Origin of the sequence: Chryseobacterium arachidis (assembly GCF_900129245.1) — a bacterium.
GTDB lineage: Bacteria > Bacteroidota > Bacteroidia > Flavobacteriales > Weeksellaceae > Chryseobacterium > Chryseobacterium arachidis.
Map to the genome: position 1 here is coordinate 44,711 of NZ_FQUT01000021.1, position 20,216 is coordinate 64,926.

At 31.8% G+C, this 20,216-nt stretch carries 19 protein-coding genes and 1 rRNA gene; 1 reads left to right on the plus strand and 19 read right to left on the minus strand.

The window, feature by feature from the left end; translation table 11 throughout:
• Nucleotides 1-45 precede the first annotated feature (45 nt).
• From BUA89_RS21935 to BUA89_RS22015, 18 genes are all read right to left on the minus strand, one after another.
• Nucleotides 46-1,266 carry a glycosyltransferase gene (locus tag BUA89_RS21935; protein WP_072964035.1) on the minus strand — a complete coding sequence of 407 codons (1,221 nt, stop codon included), beginning with the start codon at nucleotides 1,264-1,266 and terminating at the stop codon, nucleotides 46-48.
• Nucleotides 1,266-2,390 carry a glycosyltransferase family 4 protein gene (locus BUA89_RS21940; protein ID WP_072964037.1) on the minus strand — a complete coding sequence of 375 codons (1,125 nt, stop codon included), beginning with the start codon at nucleotides 2,388-2,390 and terminating at the stop codon, nucleotides 1,266-1,268. Before BUA89_RS21940 ends, BUA89_RS21935 begins: the two co-directional genes overlap by 1 nt.
• Before the next feature lie 11 nt (nucleotides 2,391-2,401).
• Complete coding sequence (locus BUA89_RS21945; RefSeq protein ID WP_072964039.1) at nucleotides 2,402-3,496, minus strand: glycosyltransferase WbsX family protein; 1,095 nt, start codon at nucleotides 3,494-3,496, stop codon at nucleotides 2,402-2,404.
• Nucleotides 3,496-4,860, minus strand: coding sequence for an O-antigen polymerase (locus BUA89_RS21950; RefSeq protein WP_072964041.1), 1,365 nt, complete (start codon nucleotides 4,858-4,860; stop codon nucleotides 3,496-3,498). Before BUA89_RS21950 ends, BUA89_RS21945 begins: the two co-directional genes overlap by 1 nt.
• 5 nt (nucleotides 4,861-4,865) lie before the next feature.
• Entirely contained in the window at nucleotides 4,866-5,699 is an 834-nt protein-coding gene (locus tag BUA89_RS21955; RefSeq protein ID WP_072964044.1) for a glycosyltransferase family protein, read from the minus strand.
• Between the two features lie 9 nt (nucleotides 5,700-5,708).
• Nucleotides 5,709-7,019 carry an oligosaccharide flippase family protein gene (locus BUA89_RS21960; protein ID WP_072964046.1) on the minus strand — a complete coding sequence of 437 codons (1,311 nt, stop codon included), beginning with the start codon at nucleotides 7,017-7,019 and terminating at the stop codon, nucleotides 5,709-5,711.
• A gap of 127 nt (nucleotides 7,020-7,146) precedes the next feature.
• Nucleotides 7,147-9,510 carry a GumC family protein gene (locus tag BUA89_RS21965; RefSeq protein ID WP_072964048.1) on the minus strand — a complete coding sequence of 788 codons (2,364 nt, stop codon included), beginning with the start codon at nucleotides 9,508-9,510 and terminating at the stop codon, nucleotides 7,147-7,149.
• A gap of 31 nt (nucleotides 9,511-9,541) precedes the next feature.
• The gene (locus tag BUA89_RS21970) at nucleotides 9,542-10,843 is read right to left on the minus strand and encodes a nucleotide sugar dehydrogenase (protein ID WP_072964050.1); all 1,302 of its coding nucleotides are present in this window, start codon (nucleotides 10,841-10,843) and stop codon (nucleotides 9,542-9,544) included.
• A 96-nt stretch (nucleotides 10,844-10,939) separates the two neighbouring features.
• Nucleotides 10,940-11,755, minus strand: a complete 816-nt coding sequence (locus tag BUA89_RS21975; protein WP_072964052.1) for a polysaccharide biosynthesis/export family protein — start codon at nucleotides 11,753-11,755, stop codon at nucleotides 10,940-10,942.
• A gap of 36 nt (nucleotides 11,756-11,791) precedes the next feature.
• Complete coding sequence (locus BUA89_RS21980) at nucleotides 11,792-13,720, minus strand: polysaccharide biosynthesis protein (RefSeq protein ID WP_072964054.1); 1,929 nt, start codon at nucleotides 13,718-13,720, stop codon at nucleotides 11,792-11,794.
• Nucleotides 13,721-13,844: 124 nt separating this feature from the next.
• Nucleotides 13,845-14,939 carry a DegT/DnrJ/EryC1/StrS family aminotransferase gene (locus BUA89_RS21985; protein ID WP_072964056.1) on the minus strand — a complete coding sequence of 365 codons (1,095 nt, stop codon included), beginning with the start codon at nucleotides 14,937-14,939 and terminating at the stop codon, nucleotides 13,845-13,847.
• A 71-nt stretch (nucleotides 14,940-15,010) separates the two neighbouring features.
• Entirely contained in the window at nucleotides 15,011-15,469 is a 459-nt protein-coding gene (locus BUA89_RS21990; protein ID WP_178362493.1) for a regulatory protein RecX, read from the minus strand.
• 62 nt (nucleotides 15,470-15,531) lie between these two features.
• The gene (glyA, locus tag BUA89_RS21995) at nucleotides 15,532-16,797 is read right to left on the minus strand and encodes a serine hydroxymethyltransferase (RefSeq protein WP_072964058.1); all 1,266 of its coding nucleotides are present in this window, start codon (nucleotides 16,795-16,797) and stop codon (nucleotides 15,532-15,534) included.
• 103 nt (nucleotides 16,798-16,900) lie between these two features.
• Nucleotides 16,901-17,320, minus strand: coding sequence for an arsenate reductase ArsC (locus tag BUA89_RS22000; protein ID WP_072964060.1), 420 nt, complete (start codon nucleotides 17,318-17,320; stop codon nucleotides 16,901-16,903).
• A 5-nt stretch (nucleotides 17,321-17,325) separates the two neighbouring features.
• Entirely contained in the window at nucleotides 17,326-17,451 is a 126-nt protein-coding gene (locus BUA89_RS23425; protein ID WP_262487553.1) for a hypothetical protein, read from the minus strand.
• A gap of 3 nt (nucleotides 17,452-17,454) precedes the next feature.
• Complete coding sequence (locus BUA89_RS22005; RefSeq protein WP_072964062.1) at nucleotides 17,455-17,928, minus strand: DUF6428 family protein; 474 nt, start codon at nucleotides 17,926-17,928, stop codon at nucleotides 17,455-17,457.
• A 69-nt stretch (nucleotides 17,929-17,997) separates the two neighbouring features.
• A complete protein-coding gene (locus tag BUA89_RS22010) occupies nucleotides 17,998-18,312 on the minus strand; it encodes an ArsR/SmtB family transcription factor (protein WP_072964064.1) in 315 nt (104 codons plus the stop codon).
• Nucleotides 18,313-18,415: 103 nt separating this feature from the next.
• On the minus strand, nucleotides 18,416-19,315 hold the full coding sequence (locus BUA89_RS22015; RefSeq protein ID WP_072964066.1) for an NAD(P)/FAD-dependent oxidoreductase: 900 nt from the start codon (nucleotides 19,313-19,315) through the stop codon (nucleotides 18,416-18,418).
• A gap of 138 nt (nucleotides 19,316-19,453) precedes the next feature.
• On the opposite strand from BUA89_RS22015, the gene BUA89_RS22020 reads away from it, so the two are divergent.
• The gene (locus tag BUA89_RS22020; protein WP_072964068.1) at nucleotides 19,454-19,828 is read left to right on the plus strand and encodes a Fur family transcriptional regulator; all 375 of its coding nucleotides are present in this window, start codon (nucleotides 19,454-19,456) and stop codon (nucleotides 19,826-19,828) included.
• A 313-nt stretch (nucleotides 19,829-20,141) separates the two neighbouring features.
• Here the strand turns inward: BUA89_RS22020 and rrf are convergent.
• Nucleotides 20,142-20,216 (minus strand): 5S ribosomal RNA (gene rrf / locus BUA89_RS23585); the annotation flags it as partial.

The window sequence follows — 20,216 nt, forward strand, 5'->3', positions numbered from 1 at the left end:
GTACATATTATAAAATCTGTTTGTTATGTTGTACAATATTTAATTTTATATCTTTTTTTCAAATAACTGTTTATATAAATTTATATATTCTTTGAAATTTATATCCCGATTGAAGAGTTCTTCAGCTTTTGATCTACAATTTTGTCTCGAAGCATCTTTATTATTTTTTAGATATTTTTCTGTGGCTCTTAATAACGAATAGATATCTTTTTTTTCAACCACTTCCCCAGTTTTATGATCAATACTTTCTGGACTTCCACCTGTTTTATATGTTACTACGGGTGTACCACATGCCATCGCTTCCAGATTTGTTGTAGGAAATGTATCTTCTAATGTAGGATTTACAAAAACCTGAGCACCATTGTAAAGCGCTACAAGTTCTTCCACATTATCTGTTCTTTGCAAACCTATGATTTTTTTAGGAAGTTTTTTTATTTGCTCTTGGGTAAGTCCGACAATTACTAATTTATAATCTTCGGAAAGTAATTCCGCCAATTGATAAACTTCTTCTAATCCTTTTCTAAAATCCCACACACTAGCAACAGCTAAGGCATATTTACAATCCTGGATATTATATTTTTTTAATGTATCCTGAAAATCATCAATTATTTTAAACTTTTGAAGATCAATACCATTATATATAACTACACTTTTATTTTTTTTAAGAAAAGATTTTTCAACCAAATCTGATAACCACTGAGACACAGGAACCAAAATTAGCTTCTCCGACATATTAAATGTAACTTTCTTTAGTAGAAAGTTTTTTTTAGAATTATCAGCAAATGATTTTGGATAATTATTTATTTGCGGGCATTTTTCACATTCTGTCTTCCACTTATTACAATTTATATATTCAAAATGAACACAATGTCCTGTAAAAGACCAGCAATCGTGCAACGTCCACACTACAGGAATATTCCTCTTCTTAATATAGGTAAACAACAATTCATAGTTAATGTAATATCCATGAATATTATGAAGATGAATAATATCCGGCTGAATTGTATCTAACTTAACAAGAAAATCGGTTGTAGCTTTTTTTGAACAAAGACCATGTTTATCTGTAAAACGAGTGTATAAAACATGAAAAATATTCCCTATTTTATTTCCTATTCTAATATCTTCCGAATCTGGCTGGCCAGAATCTCTTCCATACGCCACAAAAGATTCCCATCCCTGATTCCGAATTTCTTTTTCAATGCCTTTAACAATTTTGCCTGTGGAACCGAAATTTGAAGCTACATTAATTTGTAAAATTTTTTTCATTACGTGTAACTTGATACAAATCTTTTTAAAACAATGTCCGGATTAAAATTTTGTTCTGCCAACTTTAAACTTACTTCTGAGAATTCTTTCCAATAGTTTTTTTCACTCATCAGCCTATTGAATTTATCTCTAATTTCAATATGATTAGCCGGATCAAAAACATAACCATTTTTACCCTCTGAAACAGTTTCAAAATGATTTCCACATCGATTACTTATAAATACAGGCAATCCAGATGAAATCGCTTCAACGCTGGATAGCGGACTTGGATCCGAGAATGATGGCAGTAAGAAAACATCCGCATTTCTATATTCTTCTCCAATTTGTTCCTGAGAAAGATTACCCAATAGCTTAACATTATTCTCCAGATTATTATCCCGGATATATTTTGCATAATCATCATAAGAGGTGCCAGTACCCGCAATTTTTAAAATAATTTTTTTAAGATTTTCAAGACCAACGGCATCCATAAAATTTTTTATTCCTTTTATGCTTTCTTCTAATCTCGCCACCAAAAAAAAGACAGGTAATGTATTCTCCTTAGATACTGCTTTGTTACTGTTAAAAACATTAGTAGATACTATATTAGGCAAAAATACAATATCATGTATCGGTATATCCCATTTTTCGAATGACTGTACAGCCATCTCTCCTGGTATTATGAATTTACCATCCACCTGTCTAAAGAACCACTTTTTTAAAACGTCCCTCAGTTTATTCTTTGTCTGACTTTCATTGGTTAAACTATTGGCCTCACTCCATACTGATAATTTATTTTTTGCTAATCCTAGACTCTTTAACAAAGCAATTAACATGATATTAGGATTATTCCAACTACCTCCTAAAATAATTTCTTCCTTAGATTTTATAAGATCACGTACTAAGAGAGGATTAAAATGGAAAAAAAAGCCTCTAATATCAAAGTATAAACCATTACCAATTTTATATTTAAATTGAAGGTCTTTCAAATCAATATTCCAATTTCGATTAGACTCTGTTTCTCTCATAAAAAAAACTTCAAAATCAAAATTAGTACCTTTACGAACTTCTTCTAATTTATTATAAAAGTAGACCCTGTATGGAGGAATTATATTCGTAAAAAAATATACTTTTTTATTCTTCATTTGATAAGCTTCTATTGCTCGTTGAATATCACTTTTCGTAAAGCGTTAATGTATCCTTTTCCAAAACGACGATCGGGTTCCATATAATTGCCTTCCCCCCATTCGTTCCAAGAGACTAAAAATAAGATTTTTTTATCTTCTTTTTTATTCTTTAAATACCGAATAGCCTTTGAAACCTGATCAGCAAATAATTGAGGAGTTGATCCCGAAATTACAAACCCTTTACTTCCTGACCTTGGGCTATGGTCATAATTTGGAATAATGGTAGGAATTGTATCTTCACCATAGTGCTGATCTATATACAAATTATCAGATAGTCTTTCGTAATCAATTCTTCTGGGAGAGTTAAATAATTTAATTTTTAAGAACTGTAGTACTTTTACAAAATAAGGTTGGTTTACATATGTTTTCAAATAATCCTGTAATCGGTACATGGCATCGAAACCTAAAGCTTTTATTTCATCTGTGGTTTCTCCTCTTTGAACAGCCACAAAATAAATTCCGTCAAGTCCATTTTTCAGTGCGAGCTCGCGCCACACATCAATTATTTCTTTTATTTCTTTCTTTTTATCTATTGAATAAATAACAAATAAAGGCTTTCCATCAACCTGAATGTATCTTTCGTCTTTAAACGCTGGTAACAATGTAGACATGAAATGTTCTTCATAATCTTTTCTACCAAGGTATTTTTGCTCGATTAACAGCTTATCTCCATTTCCTGAAGGATCCCAAAGTTTCTGATACCAGTTATGATTTGCCCATCCGAAACAAAAAGGAAAATCCGGCTCTCCAGAAGACATCACTTCATTTATAGGCATTTCTAAAAGTCTCTTTTTATCTCCAAACCAATAATGCCAATAACAAAACCCTTCAACCCCAGCTTCTTTCGCCATTTCAGCTTGTAACTTTCGAGTTTCTGCAACCCTTAAATCATAAAACCCCAAATCAGCAGGGATATTAGGTTGATGATGCCCTTTAAATAATGGCTTTGCACTAGCAACACTCTGCCATTCTGTAAAGCCAGGTCCCCACCATTCATTATTTTCAGGGACTGGGTGAAACTGCGGAAGATAGAAAGCTATAACACGAGCTTGTTTATTTTTCATTATTTATAATTTTTTATTCTAAATGTGGTGATTTTATATACAAATATTGCGGCAAATAGGAAACCGAACATATACGCTACTGAACTAAGCAAGTCTCCTCTTAAGATAAAAAATAGAAAGCCTAATGAAATTGCATATAATACAGAAAAAAAATCTCCGATAATTGTTCTTTTAGTTTCCCAATAAGTTTTATCCACTAATGCAGTTTGATACGCTAAAAATATCAGAAATATTATAATTCCTAAATATCCAAAGTTTACGTATCCTTCTGCAAAATAATTAGCAGCTACATTGCTAAAAAAGAAATTTAACTTTTCTGCAGTGTAAGCTCCTGTACCCGGTGGTTTATCTGGCCATACAGATCGGGGTACCCAAAATAAAAACACTCCTAATAACTGTCGCCCATAGCTAATAATATCGTTAGAAATTAATAAGGCGAAGTTCTGGTAAGTATCAAAATGGGGTTCTGTAAACATTTTGAAGTCTAATTTAAATTCTTCTTCACCACTACTACTACCGAAGTTTCTAAAAATATTTAAAAAAGGAAAAAGAAACAGAAGCCCACCAATAAAAAGAAGTGAAAAAACATTTTTTTTCCTTACAAAAGAAATCAAAACTAATATTACAGGAATATACATGGCAGCCGCCGCAAAACGTGGAACAGCAGCAGGAAAACATGTGATAATTGCCAATATACCCAATATGGCAAAGATAACTTTATTCTTTTCCTTAGAAATAGCATAATATAAAAAACACATGATAGACATTGGTCTTACAAAATTGTTTACAATAAGCCATTTTGTAGGACTTTCGTCTTGCTCAACATTTTTTAAAGCGTCTGCTACCAATTCACCTCCGCGAATAAGCATAGGCACAATATTAAAATTATTAGATGCGAATACTATAATGAAAGACATCGACGATATAGCTATTAAAATAATAGCATTAAAAAAAGATATTTTATCTCCTATTTTAAAATTACTGAACTTGTTCTGTGTTTTAGAATGGGCTATTGTTTTTCTAAAAAAATTATAAATTATTTTATACAAGACAATAATAAACAATATCAAAATATTCATGAAAAAATATTCATCTTCTCTAAGAGGTCTATAATACCAAAATTTCGAATTGGCGTACGATTGTAGTAATGGGGCTATCCCAAAGAAAAATAGTGAAAAGAGATAAAACATTTTTTCTAATGAGTAGGGCTCGCTTTCTCTGGAAAAAATATTATATATGGATATTACCTGAATAATACTACTAGTGAAAAATATTTTGTCTGAAAAATACACAGAATCTTTACCCGCAAAAAACATTGCAGCAACACAAAGTACTGATATAAGAACCCATATAAACCTAGTCATAATTTTTATGTATATTTTTTTGAACGATTATTCATAAGCCCATCAAATAATCCTCTGATAATGGAAGAAATTTTTTTAATTTTATGATCTTCCATCATAATAATTTTCACAATTCTTACAAATATATAATGTTTCAGAATATTGATTTTAAATCTAGAACTCAGATATTTATTGTGATCTTTCCATAATAGCATATGATTCCGAACAATAAAATAAGATCTCTGCGCTGAATAGACATTAGATTTTATTCCAAAATATTTAGATATTTGAGGAGCGCCATAAGTCTGTACCATGCGGGCATTACATATTTTATATATATTAATCCCATTTGCGGTTGCCTTATAACTAAAATCATAATCTACACAATCTACACTATAAACTTCATTAAAACCGTTGATTTTATCTAAAGCATATTTAGAGAATAATGCTCCAGACGTTATACAATCATTAACTTTTTTGGTATTTGTCGTACAATCATTATTTTCATTATTTATGTTAGGTGAGTAGATAGAATGATTATCAAGTAAGCTAACGGTATCTATAAATGAATCAAAATTTTGCCATTCACTATCTTGATCCATTGTTAACAAATGAGTAAATGACGAACTTTCTTTAATCCTATTTGTAGCGACATTCAAAGGATATGCTATCCCCTGATTGTTTTTATTTCCCATTATTGTAAGCTTGTTAGAATATTCACCTACCATTTTCTCCAATCCCTCACAAGAAGAATTTTGCCAAATAATCAAATGATCAATGTGATCAATGAATTTTGAAATATTTTTTAAAACATTTTTAATATCCGGATTATATAATATAATTATTCCCAATATGCGCATAGTCCAATTTTATTTTTTAAACGAAGCAAGACTAAATAAGTTTGCCTTAACGATTTTGGGGTTAAAATAATTCCAGTCAATAATATTTATTTTTAACTTTTTAAGATATATAAAATACAAAGTAATGATCATAATATCAACAAAAACAATATTCCAAGCAGCACCATAATATCCGAAGTTTTTACTTAAATAAAAATTTAGTATCAATGTAATAATTGTACTGTATAAATTTATTCTGAAATACAACTTATCAAAATGATAATTCAGTAAAACCTGTACTCCTAATAAATTAGATAAGCCAATCGTAAGAGGTGCAAATGATATGATCTGCAGAATTTTTATCGATTCATCAAACTTATTTCCAAAAATTAACATTATTAGAAAAGGAGAAAACACCAACAAACAAAAGGAGGTAATAAAATAAAAGTACACTGTTATAGGTACAATCTTCTTAACAATATCGTTTCCTACTTCATGAGACTTTGAAAATGCATTGGATATAAAGGGATAAATAGCTGTTGATATTGGAATAAAAAGAACGTTTACAACAACAAACAAAAAATTTATACTTGTCGTAAAATATCCTATTTCTTTCGTTGTGACGAAAAAACCTAAAATAATAGTATTCGTAGTAGCTCTAAAGGCTCCCAAAACATTTGAAATAAAAATAAATCTATCAGTAAATATTAAATTAAATAATTTATTAAGAGGTTGCCTCGTTAATTGTAAAGAAAACTTTTTCTTTGCATGCAAAAGCAAACCTATATTGATGATAACATTAAAAATTGTGGCAAATAAAGGAATATAAAAATAATCTTGTTTTGTCTTTACAAAAAGAAAAATTAAAATCATATTGATTAATCCTCTAATCACATTTATTTTAGAAAAAAGCTTTAAATCCTGAAAACTTTGATAGATAAATTGTGGCGAAAAAACTGAAGAAAGTAGTCCAATAAATAAAATGATACTGACTAAATAATCTTTATGAAAAACTTTTCCAAAGAAGAACGATATTATAAATAATACACAGCAAATAACATATAAAATGCATCTTGAATATAATACTTCGGAGAAGGCTTGGCTAACAAGAACTTTATCATTAATATTCCTAGAAATTATTTTTGTTCCTGATAAATCAAAACTGTATAAAATAAATAATGTAAAATATCCAATAAAGGCTGTGCTGTAGTTCAAAATACCATAACCTTCAGGGCCAATAATTCTCGATACATATGGCATCGTAATTAAGGGAAAAGCAACACTTGCAATCTGGCTAATTCCTAAAGAAAAAATATTTTCAAGTACTTTATTTTTAAACATTGAAATTGATGTAATGTGTAATCCTTTTAACTCTTATCGATATTTTATCAAATATGCTCTTAAATAAAAACCTTTATATTGTTTTATAAAGGTTTTTTCCAATATCATTATTTTATTATAATGCTTATTATTTTTTTAAAATTTTTTCCCACCATTTTTTTTCTTCAGCATTGTATCCATATCCATATTTATTTCCATAGCCGAGATAATTTTTACTTACATCATTTAGTACAAATCCTACATTTGTAATTTTTCCAGAATCAATACTATTATTAGCAAATTCTATCAGTGTTTTTTCTGTATATCCGGATCTTGAAACATAAAGAGTAACATCAGCCATTTCAGCAAAAAGGAAGGTGTCTGTAACCAACATCAACGGAGCCGTATCTAAAATGATATAATCATATTTTGTTTTTAATTCCTCAATAAGTATTTCATATCTTCCATTCGTTAAAAGCTCAGTAGGATTGGGAGGTATGCTTCCTGAATATATCACATCCAAATTTGGATTAAAAGTAGAAGTATGTATAATATTTTCAAGCTTTGTTTTATCATCATAAAGATATTCAGTAAGTCCTAACAAGCCCTTTCTAGCAGGATTATACCTTTGAAGCTGCGGATTTCTGATGTCTGAACCGATAATAATTGTTTTTTTATTAGGGGTAGCAAGTGTAAGAGCAAGATTTACGGATACAAATGTCTTACCTTCAGCCTTAACTGTGGAAGTTACAAATACTACCTTCGAACCTTTCTTTTTAGATAACAAGAAATTCATATTCGTAATTAGAATCCTGAATGCTTCAGCTAATGGAGAAAGATCGTTTACTTTTACCAATTCATCTTGACCTCTTTCCAAACTAGGAATTTCTCCGATAACTGGCTTATTATTTGACAAATTAACTAAATCATGTTTAGATTTTATTTTATTATTAAATAATTCTTTAAAATAAATAATTATAAACGGTATCAGTAGTCCAACCAATAAACCTCCTAACAAAAATATCTGTTTTCTGGGTGCTATAGGAGTAGGATATGTATAAGCGTAATCTACAATTCTTGCTTTATTTCCCGTTACAGCAAGAGAAATAGCAGTTTCTTCCCTTTTCTGAAGTAATAATAAGTATAAACTCTCCTTTATTTGCTGCTGTCTTTCAATACTTCTGAATTTTTTCTCTTGGTGTGGTACTTTTGTAATTTTGGAATTAACAGTATTTTGCTCCCCTTGATATTGATTTTTTGCCATCTGGAGACCTGTTCTGTTTTTAATTAAACTCTCTAAAACAGCCCCTCTCAGAGATGAGATCTGCTTGGTAACACTAACAACTAAAGGGTTTTGAGGCGTTGCATTTTCTAATAATCTATTTCTTTCTAAAACCAATTGATTATATTCGGAAATATTAGCCATTGCTGTGGCATTATCTAATCCCATATTAATTGGTAAAACTTGAGAATTATTTTGCTTATCTATAAAATTAATAAGTGTATTTGTGAGCTCTAATTGTGATTCTATTTCAAGCTCTTTTGCTCTTGCACTCGCAGAAGTTTCAAGATTTAATCTTGCTTCTACCTCTATATCTGTAATTTTATTAGCTGTTTTGAAGTTTTCTTTCTCACTTTCTACTTGCCCCAGCTCATTTGAAATAATATTAATTCTATCATCAATAAAATCTTTTGTCTTTTTAGATTCAGAATTTTTATCACTAATAGCCTCATTATTATATACATGAACTAAATTATTTAGAATATCTTTAGCCTTATCAGTGTTAGGATAGTTTAAAGACAATCCTATCACCGTAGCATCTTTATTTACAAGGTGGGCATCTAATTTCCCTTGCCATTTAATAACTGTATTCTCTAATGTAGAATAGGTAAAATAAAGATCACCGACTTCTCCCGCCTTTGCTTTGTTAAATTTAGAATTTTTCTGAATTAAAATATTAGCATACGGAAGACTGATGGTTTTATTGAAAGTAGTTTTAATTTCATGAGAAAGCTCTTCCGAACTTAAAATAATCTCATTACCAGAGATTTTTATTAATACTGGCTTCTCCGGAGATTGTGTAAACGGTTTTTCGTTAATTGTATGTATGAGTATTGGTGAAGTATCACTGTAAAGCTCTTTCGTAGTGAAACCTGATTTTGTAAAAATAGAATTTTGAAGTTCTAATTTTTTCACAACATCATACATCATTTTTTTAGACTTGAAAATCTCAATTTCGTTTTCGATACTATTGGTCCCCATTCCCCCCAATCCTGATAGATCCTGTAAAACTCCAAATTCTTCAGAGGTATTAGGTGCAGTTTTTGCATCCTTAATAAGCACAGTAGACTCTATTTTATAAACTGGAGTTACCTGCTTTACGTAAAAATAAACTATAATTAAAGATAAAATAGGTACGATTACAAACCATATCCAGTTTCTTAAATATGGCTTGATAATTTCATTAATACTTAGTTGTTTTTCCTGACCCTCAATTACCGAATTATTCATTATCTACTATAATTAAATCTTTATTTTATTATTATAATCTTGCGTCTACTAACTTTCTATCTAGACATGCTTTCGCATCAAAAATAACTGCAGTTGTATTTTTTAATTGTTCTATATCCATTTCGAGAAATTCTTTATGCGAAACAGCAACAATTATAGAATCATATTTTTTACCTTCTTTGAGCTTTTCAAGAATGTGCACACCGTATTCATGCTCAACTTCTTCTTTATTTGCCCACGGATCGTAAACATCAACATTAATCCCGTATTCCTTAAGCTCGTTATAAATATCAACAACTTTGGTATTTCTAACATCCGGGCAATTTTCTTTAAAGGTAATACCCAAAATTAAGGCTTCTGAATTCTTTACAATACCTCCTTTAGCAATAAGAAGTTTCACGACTTTAGAAGCTATAAAATTTGCTATAGAATCATTCACTCTTCTCCCGGAAAGAATAACATCAGGATGATATCCCAATTGTTCAGCTTTATGAGCCAAATAATAAGGATCTACAGAGATACAATGCCCTCCTACTAAACCAGGTTTATACTTCAAAAAATTATATTTTGTTCCCGCCGCTTCAAGAACATCATTAGTATCAATCCCAATTCTGTCAAAAATTAGAGCAAGCTCGTTAACAAATGAAATATTAACATCTCTCTGCGCATTTTCGATCGCTTTTGAAGCTTCAGCCACCTTGATACTAGATGCCTTATGAGTTCCGGCTATAATGATCTTACGATATAATGCATCAACTTCTTCAGCTATTTCTTCAGTTGATCCGGAGGTTACCTTTTTAACACTTGTTAACGTATTAATTTTATCACCAGGGTTTATTCTCTCTGGTGAATATCCTATATAAAAATCTTGATTGTAAATTAACCCCGAACGTTTTTCTAAAATAGGTACACATTCTTCTTCTGTACATCCTGGAAAAACAGTTGATTCATAAATGATGATATCTCCTTTCTTTATAATTTCCCCAAGCATTTTTGATGCAGAAAGCAGAGGTCCCAAATCAGGAGCATTGTATTTATCGATAGGAGTAGGTACAGTTACAATATAAACATTACAATTAGCTATTTCATTTAAGATAGATGTAGCTTTATATCCTAATATCCCATTTGATTCTTTATATTTTCGTAAAGATAAAGTCAACTTTTCTAAGTCAGCTTCAAGAGTACTATCTATTCCTTTATTTAATTCTTCAACTCTATGAGAATTAATATCGAATCCTAAAACAGGATAATGTTTAGCAAATTCTATTGATAATGGCAGACCTACATATCCTTGTCCAATAACTCCTATTTTATATAATTTATTTTCATTCATTTTATTTAGTCTAAAAGCTTATTATTTCTAAGTCTCTGAACTCTTTAATTATTATAGCTAAAGAATAATTTTAATAATAGGGAACAAAATTGAATATTATTTTACTAAACTTATCACAAGAGCTGCCGCTGTTAAAGCGATTGATGCTGCTGTCAGATAAAGCCCTGTGTTAGGATTCTGCTTAGATGATATATCCTTGGCATTATTTGCTGCAACGATAATTGCATCTCCTTGCTTTAAATAGTAGTAGGGAGAATTGATCAAATTAGCATCCTGAAGATTAATCTTTCCGTGAGTAACCTGTCCATTTTCTGTTCTTATGATCAGTATATCATCCCTTTTCCCATACATTGTAAGATCTCCTGCCATACCTAGTGCATTCCATATGGTTCCCTGGCCGTTAGAAATAATATAATCTCCTTGTCGATTTACCTCTCCTAACATTGTAATTTTAAAATTTGCTAATCTTATATTTACAGTAGGATTAATAATATATTGTTTAAGATTTTCCCGAAGTTCATCTTTAAACTCTACTAAAGTCTTTCCACTTACATTTATTTTTCCTAATTCAGGAAAATCTATATTACCATCTGCATCCACAATATAAGTAGGTCCAGAAATACTTGTAGCCCCTTGATTTGGAGTATTTCCTCCTGCAGAACCATTATTCTGAATAACTTCAGAAGAAGAATAGTTTTGATTAAACGGTTTTACCACATCCATATCTTTAGCTGTAATCATAATAACCATTTGATCTCCCGGTTGTATTGTGGAACTGGAATTTTTTATTGATGACTCTATCGCAACATTTTCTATATTTTGCATATAATTCAGATCATTCTTTGCATTTTGGTTCACTTTACAGGAAACCAAAACAAGCGCACAAAATATAGTTAGAACTTTACCCTTCATATTTTAAAATTGTACAAATATACATTTATATTTTATTTAGTTATCCAATACCTCATAGATAGAATTATTACTCTTAAACTCTGGTACAATTGTTTTTAATAATTTCACTACTTCTACTTTATCTCTTCTGATAGAAGCTTTTGTTACCAAATTTATTAACAAATTTATTTCATTAAATTCAGTAGAAGGATCTTTAGAAATCATGATCTTCTCGTTATGAGTAGGCAATGTCTTTGCACCGTCACTCAAAAGCTCTTCGTATAACTTTTCTCCCGGTCTTAACCCTGTATAAATTATTTTGATGTCAATATTAGGTTCAAACCCTGAGAGTTTTATCATCCTTTTTGCCAAATCCAATATTTTCACGGGTTCTCCCATATCAAAAACAAAGATCTCCCCTCCTTTCCCCATGGTACCTGCCTGTAGTACCAACTCGCAAGCCTCAGGAATGGTCATAAAATATCGTACGATCTCAGGATGTGTAATCGTAACAGGACCACCCGCTTCTATCTGTTTTTTAAAATGTGGAATCACAGAGCCGTTGGATCCCAAAACATTCCCAAATCTTGTCGTAATAAACTTAGTTGTATTTCCTTCTACATTCTGCAATGACTGAACGAATAATTCCGCAGCTCTCTTTGAAGCTCCCATAACATTGGTAGGGTTTACCGCTTTATCAGTGGAAATCATTACAAATCTATTTACATGATATTTACTAGAAAGTGTAGCTATGATTTTTGATCCCAATACATTTACCAAAATTCCTTCATGTGGATTTTCCTCAACCAACGGCACATGCTTATATGCTGCGGCATGATATACCATGGAAAAATTATACATCTGAAACAAAGGCTCAATTCTATGTTTATTTGATACATCTGCTAAAACAAACTTGAATCGTATGTGTGGAAATTTTTCCTTCATTTCGAGTTCTATATCATACAGAGGAGTTTCTGCCTGGTCTAAAACAACGATAAGAGAAGGATTAAATTGTGCAACCTGGCGAACTATTTCACTACCAATTGATCCGGCTCCTCCGGTAACTAAGATCGTTTTATTAAAATGTCTGCTTTTAATTTCTTCATTTTGAATCTTGATCGGTTTCCTGTTTAAAAGGTCTTCAATCTGAAGATTTCTGATGGATCCTCCAAAATCACTGTCTCTAAGCTTTTGTACGGATGGCGACTTAAATATGTTGAGATCTTTTTCTAAAAAAAGATTAACCCAAGAATTCATTTCATCCTTAGACATCATTTCTTTCACGATAATAACGCCATCAATAAGAAGCTCTTCCTTTGTATTATTTTCTATTTTAGATTTTGCAAAAATTGGTTTACCCAATAGTGATGCTCTCTTGGAATCGGTACGCTGTGTAAGAAAACCTACAACATGATAAGGAAGACTCGGATTATCTAATATAGCCCTTGCTATTGCAATGGATTGCTCGTCTATACCTAGTACAAGAATTCTTTTTTTCAGTGTACTTCTTCTGTATTCTCTCACGATGTGAAAAAATTCTTTTACATACAGTCTGAATAAAAACAATCCCATAAAGGAAATGATAAAATACAAAACCAGATAAGGCGTAAGAATAAACTTTCCTCCTGTAACCCAAAAGTAAACAATATTTACAGAGCCAACGACAAACATCGTACAGAAACAAGACACCAATAATTTGAAAAGATCAATAAAAGTAGAATGCCTGATAATACCGGCATACGTTTTAAAGACATACATGAATACTACATTAGAGAGTATAATACATGTAAAAATAATGATCTCATCTTTATGATAGATAAACTCTGTCTGGGTAATTTTTTCTATAATATAAGTAGATAGGAATAGGGATATAATCAAAATGATAATATCTATTATGAGGATAATCCACCTGGGTAGATATCTTACATCTGAGAGATTGACAACATTATCTCCTCCGAACAATTTCTTTCTAAAAGAGCTATACATTGTCTTTATTTGTGTTCATTCGCGTCATGTGTGAATAGTATAAACCTGACATACCTTCGTAATCGAAAGCATTTGTGCAAATTTATAATAAAATTTCAACGATGGATGAAATTTTGTCTTAAATTTAGCTTTTCAGATTATATATCATCTCCGCAATTCTATTTTTACAATCATCCGTCAATCCGCTTCCCGATGGCAGGCATAATCCTTTATCGAATAATATCCCACATGTATTATTTCCAATAAATTTATAGTCTTTATATAAGTCCTGCAAATGCATTGGTTTCCATAGATATCTGGTTTCTATGTTGCTTTCAAAAAATATAGCGCGTATCCGTTCTTTTGAAAGAAATTCACCCTTTATAATGATCGTATTTAACCAATAATTGGAAAAAAAACTTTCATCAGGTTCACAAAAAAGCTCTATATCTTCAAATTCCTTCAACAAATGGTGATAAAAATCATGATTTTCCCGTCTCTGCTTTATCCTTTCTTCTAAAACTTCCAGCTGCCCTCTTCCTATTCCTGCAGAAATATTACTCATTTTATAATTGTAGCCCAACTCAGAGTGACTGTAATAATCTTTATCTTCTTTTGCATGTCCGGACAGATAAGCTGCCCTGCCTTTCTGCGATTCTTTTCTTGAGATAAGTATTCCGCCGCCGGACGTTGTTATAATTTTATTGCCATTAAAACTGATAATAGAAAAATCTCCGAAAGTACCGCATAACTGACCTTTATATCTACTTCCCAAAGCTTCTGCACTATCTTCTACTATTGGTATGTCATACTTTTTAGAAACTTCTACTATTTCATCCACCATGAAAGGCATTCCGTATAATGAAACGGCAATGATTGCTTTAGGCTTTTTCCCTTGTTTTAAACAATATTTTACTGCATCTTCTACTGCATTTGGACATAAATTCCAGGTCGATTCTTCGCTGTCTACGAAAACAGGAATCGCTTTTAAATATAAAATAGGATTAGCCGTTGCAACAAAGGTAAAAGATTGGCAGATCACGAAATCTCCTTCCTCAACATTCAAAAGCTGTAAAGCCAGATGAATTGCCGCTGTACCGGATGACAAGGCCGTAACAAATGAATTGTTACCTAAGTAATTTTCAAGCCCCTTCTCAAATTCGTCAATATTGGAACCATACGGAGAGATCCAATTGGTATCAAAGGCGTTATGTATATATTTAAGCTCAGTCCCACCCATGTGAGGAGGTGAGAGCCAAATTTTATCTTCTTTCAATCTTTATACTGTGTTAATTTCTTCATCTTTTATATTCAATCAAAAGTATCATTTATTTTTTCATATTCAAAACCCCGGCTCATCAAATATTTTATAGTTTTGGATTTTCTCTGATATTCTTTCAATCCGCTTTGTTTTGAATAGTAATCTTCATAGATTCTTCGGATGGTTTTTTCGTAGTCGTCTTCATCTATTTCATCAAAACATTTGCTGATCAGTTTTTCAGAGATTTGTTTTTGTTTTAAATGAATCCTAATTTTTGCCCTTCCCCAGTGTTTAATATAAAATTTACCTCTGATATAGCTTCTGGTAAATCGCTCTTCATTCAAATAATTTTCCTTTAATAGATAGAGGATAATCTCTTCCTTCGCTTCATCAATCAACAAAAATTCTTTCATTTTCTGCTCAACTTCTGCATGACACCGATCCTGATAAATGCAGTAGTTTACCATTTTCAGTTTAATTTCATCAAAAGTGAAAGATTTTTTTTCCATATATAATGATACAAAAAAGAATGGACAAACTGCCCATTCCTTATATTTTAACTGAGATAAGATTAGTAATTAAATAATGCTTTACCTTCCATCAATTCGTTTACTTTCTTTCTTACAGAAGTAATTACTTCCTCATTTTTGATATTGTCTACCACTTCAGAAACAAATCCTGCAATCGTATCCATGTCATTTTCTTTTAATCCTCTTGTCGTGATTGCTGCAGTACCGAATCTGATACCGGAAGTCGTAAACGGTGACTTGTCATCAAACGGAACCATGTTTTTGTTACAAGTAATATCCGCAAGAACTAAAGCTTTTTCGGTCTCTTTACCGTTTACATTTTTATTTCTAAGGTCAACCAACATCAGGTGATTGTCTGTTCCTCCACTTACAATATCAAATCCTCTGTCAATCATTGCTTTTGCCAAAGCTTTAGCATTAGACTGAACCTGTTTTGCATAAGTTAAGAACTGATCATCCAAAGCTTCACCGAAAGCTACTGCTTTTCCGGCAATAACGTGCTCCAGCGGACCTCCCTGAATTCCCGGGAAAACAGCACCGTCAAGAACCTGGCTCATCATTTTTGTTTCTCCTTTCGGAGTTTTGTGACCGTAAGTATTTTCAAAATCTTTTCCCATCATGATCATACCACCTCTAGGACCTCTCAATGTTTTGTGAGTAGTCGTTGTTACGATATGACAGTGTTCGAATGGATTGTTTAATAAACCTTTTGCTACCAAACCTGCCGGGTGAGCAATATCTGCCCAAAGTGTAGCTCCGATTTCGTCTGCAATTTCTCTATATTTAGCATAATCCAGATCTCTTGAATAAGCAGAGAAGCCTGCGATCATCATTTTCGGTCTTTCTCTTAAAGCTACTTCTCTCATTTGGTTGTAATCAATAAGACCCGTTTCTTTTTCTACACCGTAAGAAACAACCTGATACTGAATACCAGAGAAATTAACTCCCGAACCGTGAGTAAGGTGACCTCCCATGGAAAGATCCATCCCCATGATTTTATCTCCTGGCTTCAAAACAGCAAGGTAAACCGCTGCATTCGCCTGAGAACCAGAGTGTGGCTGCACATTTACATAATCAACTCCGAAAAGTGCTTTAGCTCTTTCGATAGCCAAAGTTTCAACTTCATCTACTACTTCACACCCTCCGTAATATCTTTTTCCAGGATATCCTTCAGCATATTTATTTGTCAGTACACTTCCCATCGCTTTCATTACGTTTTCAGAAACAAAATTTTCTGATGCAATAAGCTCTAATCCATGAGACTGTCTTTGTCTTTCTTTTTCAATCAGGTCGAAGATAATATCCATTTTACTTTTATTTTTAGAAATTTCATGCCAAAAATACGAAATTTTCGGCGAGATTTAAGCATGGTGAAATATGATTTTTACTGTTAAAAATTATCAAATTGCTCTATAATATGTTTTCTTTAATAAAATTCTCACAATAATTTTTGATCTCCTCCCTTACCTTTTTAAATGCAAAATTAATTTCTTCTACCGTTCCGACAGCTTTGGCCGGATCCTGAAAATTATGATGAAAAGTCATTGCTTTTGTCGGAAAATAAGGACAGTTTTCTTTTGCGTGGTCACAAACCGTAATTACAAAATCAAAATTAATGTTTCGGTATTCATCAATATTGTTTGAAGTGTATTGTGAAATATCGATCTCATCTTCTTTCATTGTTTCAACAGCCTTAGGATTCACACCGTGGGTTTCTATTCCGGCACTGTAGATTTCTGCTTTATCCTGAACAAAATATCTTAAGTATCCTTCTGCAATCTGGCTTCTGCAGCTATTCCCGGTACAAAGTACCAATATTTTCTTTTTCATATTTTTTAAATGAATAACCAAATAATATTAATGACGCAAAACTTAGGATCAAAACCAAAAATAAGTTGTAAGGCAACAACAGAGGCTGTAATGATAATTGGTTTTTTATATTTAATAAGTTTTTCTTTCATAATTTAACAGCAGCCAGAATTTGGCGGGCATGAAGCTGAAAGGGTTCCTGAAAGTTCACTTAAATTTAGCTTTTGTTTTTGTGGAGGAATTCCGCAGGCATCCTGTGCCAGACACGCAGTAAGTTTATTTTTAAGGATAAAATGCTTTCCGTTGAATTCAAGATCATACTTTCCAATAGTTGCATTCTGATATTCCACTTCGATTTCGAAATCGCCAATTCCCAATTGGTCTTCGGAAAGTGCAATGATATGTAAAAGTTTCCCTGGTTTTAAACGATGTTCATAATCATTGGCGTTCCAAAGCTGAAAGTTTACTTTTTCTTCTTTTCTGACAGTTCCGCCGCAATCTATAAAGTTTTTGGTAATCATTCCTATTTCCGTTACATGAAAATACTCAGGAACAAAATTTCCGTTTTCCAATTGAAATTCGACATTGTCTAACGTTGGAAGAATTTCTTTAATTTGTGTGAGTGTCATATTAATAGTATTTAAATTATAATATCGTAATATTACGATGAGTAAGTTCAAAAAATTTTAACAGCAGTTTTACTTTTTAACTGTAGAAATTATATTGGAAAAAAATATATTCAAAAGTTCGAAAGCACTTTCGTCAATACAATAACAAACCGAATTTCCTTCTACGCTGCCTTTAATCAGACCTGCATTTTTCAATTCTTTAAGATGCTGGGAAATGGTAGGCTGAGCTAAGGGAAGCTCATTCACAATATCCCCACAGATACATTCGTTAACTTTAAGCAGATATTCAATAATGGCAATTCTTGCAGGATGGCCTAACGCTTTAGCAATTATGGCAATTTTATTCTGCTGCTCAGTAAAAAAATCAGTTTTTGTAGCACCCATATTTAATCTATATCGTAATATTACGATAAAAAATTGATTCGGCAATTATTTTCAAAAAAAATCCTCCAGAAAGGAGGAATAAAATTAGCGACAGATATAAATTCTAAAAAGTTTCTTCTGCAAGTTCTTTGTTCACAACCGCTCCCACAAAGCTTCCCTGAGCGACAGCATTGGCGACCGATCGCATCATCGTCACATTATCTCCGCAAGCAAAAACTCCGGGAATATTGGTTTTGTGCAAAGAATCAATTTTAATAAAGCCATGATCTACAAGCTCCAACCCTAAATCTTCGACATTAATATTTTGTTCTGTATGAATTTTTGCATACAACGCTTCCAAGGGAATTTCTTTTCCATTTTTAAGAATTAATTTTTTAATCTGTCCTTTTTCATGGATAATTTCACTGATTTCATCTTCGATCAAATTAATTTTATTTTGATTAAATTTTTCAGTCTGCTCTTCATTTAATATTGATTTCCCATTCGTAAATAAGGTCAGTTCTTTTGTTAAATTAAAGACCAATTTGGTAAAATCAAAAGTCATTTCGCTATTCGACATAATCCCGGTTACTTTACCTTTTACCTCATATCCATGACAGTAGGGACAATGGATCACAGAAATACCCCAACATTCTGCAAATCCAGGAATATCAGGCATTATATCTTTCACTCCGGTAGCCAGAACTAACTTTTTGGCATAAAATATTTCATTCCTTTCAGTTTCAACCTTAAAACGGTTCGAATCTTTAGAAATTTTTACAACTAATCCATTATAAAACTTTACCGTTTCATATTTCAAAACCTGTTCTTTTGCCGAGTGAGAAATTTCTTTCGGAGTTTTTCCGTCATGTGTAATAAAATTATGCGAATGCGGAGTTTGTCGGTTGCATGGTTTACCGCTGTCTATGATCAGTACATTTCTTAAAGATCTTCCCAAAGCCATAGCTGCAGATAATCCGGCATAGCTTCCTCCTATAATGATAACGTCTGGGTTTTGTTCCATAATTTAATTTTAAATTATTAATAAACATTATAAAAAGTCAATTTTAATACCAATCACCTTTTATTATTTATCGACAAATATAATAACAAATTTTTATTAATGCGACTTAATCGCAATAATAATTTTTATCTTTGTACTATGGCAAAGAGAAATACCATAACTAAGCAATTGATTCTGGAATCTTTAAAGAACTCAAAATCAGCTTTAAGTCAGGAAATTTTACAGAAAGAATTAGGGGAATCTGTTGACCGTGCAACGATTTACAGAGTACTGAACAGCTTTTGTGAAGACGGAATTGTGCATAAAATCTTAGGAGATGACGGGAAATTTTATTTTGCGTTTTGTATAAATTGCTCCGAAAAAAAACATCAGCATAATCATTTCCATTTCAAATGTCTAAGCTGTGGAAACATTGAATGCTTACCGAATGAAATTGATGTCAAATTACCACCAGGCTATCAATCCGTTACTTTTAATGGATTTATTTCAGGATATTGTAAAAATTGTTCCTGATTAATTATTACTGAATAATTGTATTATATGATTAGGTAATTCTTTACTGCCAATCTCACCGTGTTTAGGAATGATCATTATAACCTCAGAGTAATTTAATTTTACTTTTTCTAGGATTCCAACTTTTAAATGAAGTTAAGAAATTTTTAGATTCGCAAAGTGGTGGCTTCTGTGGGATGAAGTGCTATCATTTAAAACAGGCAATAGGCAATAGGCAATAGGCAAAGCTAACTCTTTGAGTTTTAAGCCTGGATTTCTTTGAGTTTCAAACAAAAAAAAGTCTCACAGAATACTCTATGAGACTTTTAATAAAAACTGGCGGCGACCTACTCTCCCGCGTTAGCAGTACCATCGGCGCTGGTGGGCTTAACTTCTGTGTTCGGAATGG

Coding starts and splice junctions, on each gene's coding strand:
- BUA89_RS21935 (WP_072964035.1), bottom strand. CDS start 1,266: ATGAAAAAAATTTTACAAATTAATGTAGCTTCAAATTTCGGTTCCACA.
- BUA89_RS21940 (WP_072964037.1), bottom strand. CDS start 2,390: ATGAAGAATAAAAAAGTATATTTTTTTACGAATATAATTCCTCCATAC.
- BUA89_RS21945 (WP_072964039.1), bottom strand. CDS start 3,496: ATGAAAAATAAACAAGCTCGTGTTATAGCTTTCTATCTTCCGCAGTTT.
- BUA89_RS21950 (WP_072964041.1), bottom strand. CDS start 4,860: ATGACTAGGTTTATATGGGTTCTTATATCAGTACTTTGTGTTGCTGCA.
- BUA89_RS21955 (WP_072964044.1), bottom strand. CDS start 5,699: ATGCGCATATTGGGAATAATTATATTATATAATCCGGATATTAAAAAT.
- BUA89_RS21960 (WP_072964046.1), bottom strand. CDS start 7,019: ATGTTTAAAAATAAAGTACTTGAAAATATTTTTTCTTTAGGAATTAGC.
- BUA89_RS21965 (WP_072964048.1), bottom strand. CDS start 9,510: ATGAATAATTCGGTAATTGAGGGTCAGGAAAAACAACTAAGTATTAAT.
- BUA89_RS21970 (WP_072964050.1), bottom strand. CDS start 10,843: ATGAATGAAAATAAATTATATAAAATAGGAGTTATTGGACAAGGATAT.
- BUA89_RS21975 (WP_072964052.1), bottom strand. CDS start 11,755: ATGAAGGGTAAAGTTCTAACTATATTTTGTGCGCTTGTTTTGGTTTCC.
- BUA89_RS21980 (WP_072964054.1), bottom strand. CDS start 13,720: ATGTATAGCTCTTTTAGAAAGAAATTGTTCGGAGGAGATAATGTTGTC.
- BUA89_RS21985 (WP_072964056.1), bottom strand. CDS start 14,939: ATGGGTGGGACTGAGCTTAAATATATACATAACGCCTTTGATACCAAT.
- BUA89_RS21990 (WP_178362493.1), bottom strand. CDS start 15,469: ATGGAAAAAAAATCTTTCACTTTTGATGAAATTAAACTGAAAATGGTA.
- glyA (WP_072964058.1), bottom strand. CDS start 16,797: ATGGATATTATCTTCGACCTGATTGAAAAAGAAAGACAAAGACAGTCT.
- BUA89_RS22000 (WP_072964060.1), bottom strand. CDS start 17,320: ATGAAAAAGAAAATATTGGTACTTTGTACCGGGAATAGCTGCAGAAGC.
- BUA89_RS23425 (WP_262487553.1), bottom strand. CDS start 17,451: ATGAAAGAAAAACTTATTAAATATAAAAAACCAATTATCATTACAGCC.
- BUA89_RS22005 (WP_072964062.1), bottom strand. CDS start 17,928: ATGACACTCACACAAATTAAAGAAATTCTTCCAACGTTAGACAATGTC.
- BUA89_RS22010 (WP_072964064.1), bottom strand. CDS start 18,312: ATGGGTGCTACAAAAACTGATTTTTTTACTGAGCAGCAGAATAAAATT.
- BUA89_RS22015 (WP_072964066.1), bottom strand. CDS start 19,315: ATGGAACAAAACCCAGACGTTATCATTATAGGAGGAAGCTATGCCGGA.
- BUA89_RS22020 (WP_072964068.1), top strand. CDS start 19,454: ATGGCAAAGAGAAATACCATAACTAAGCAATTGATTCTGGAATCTTTA.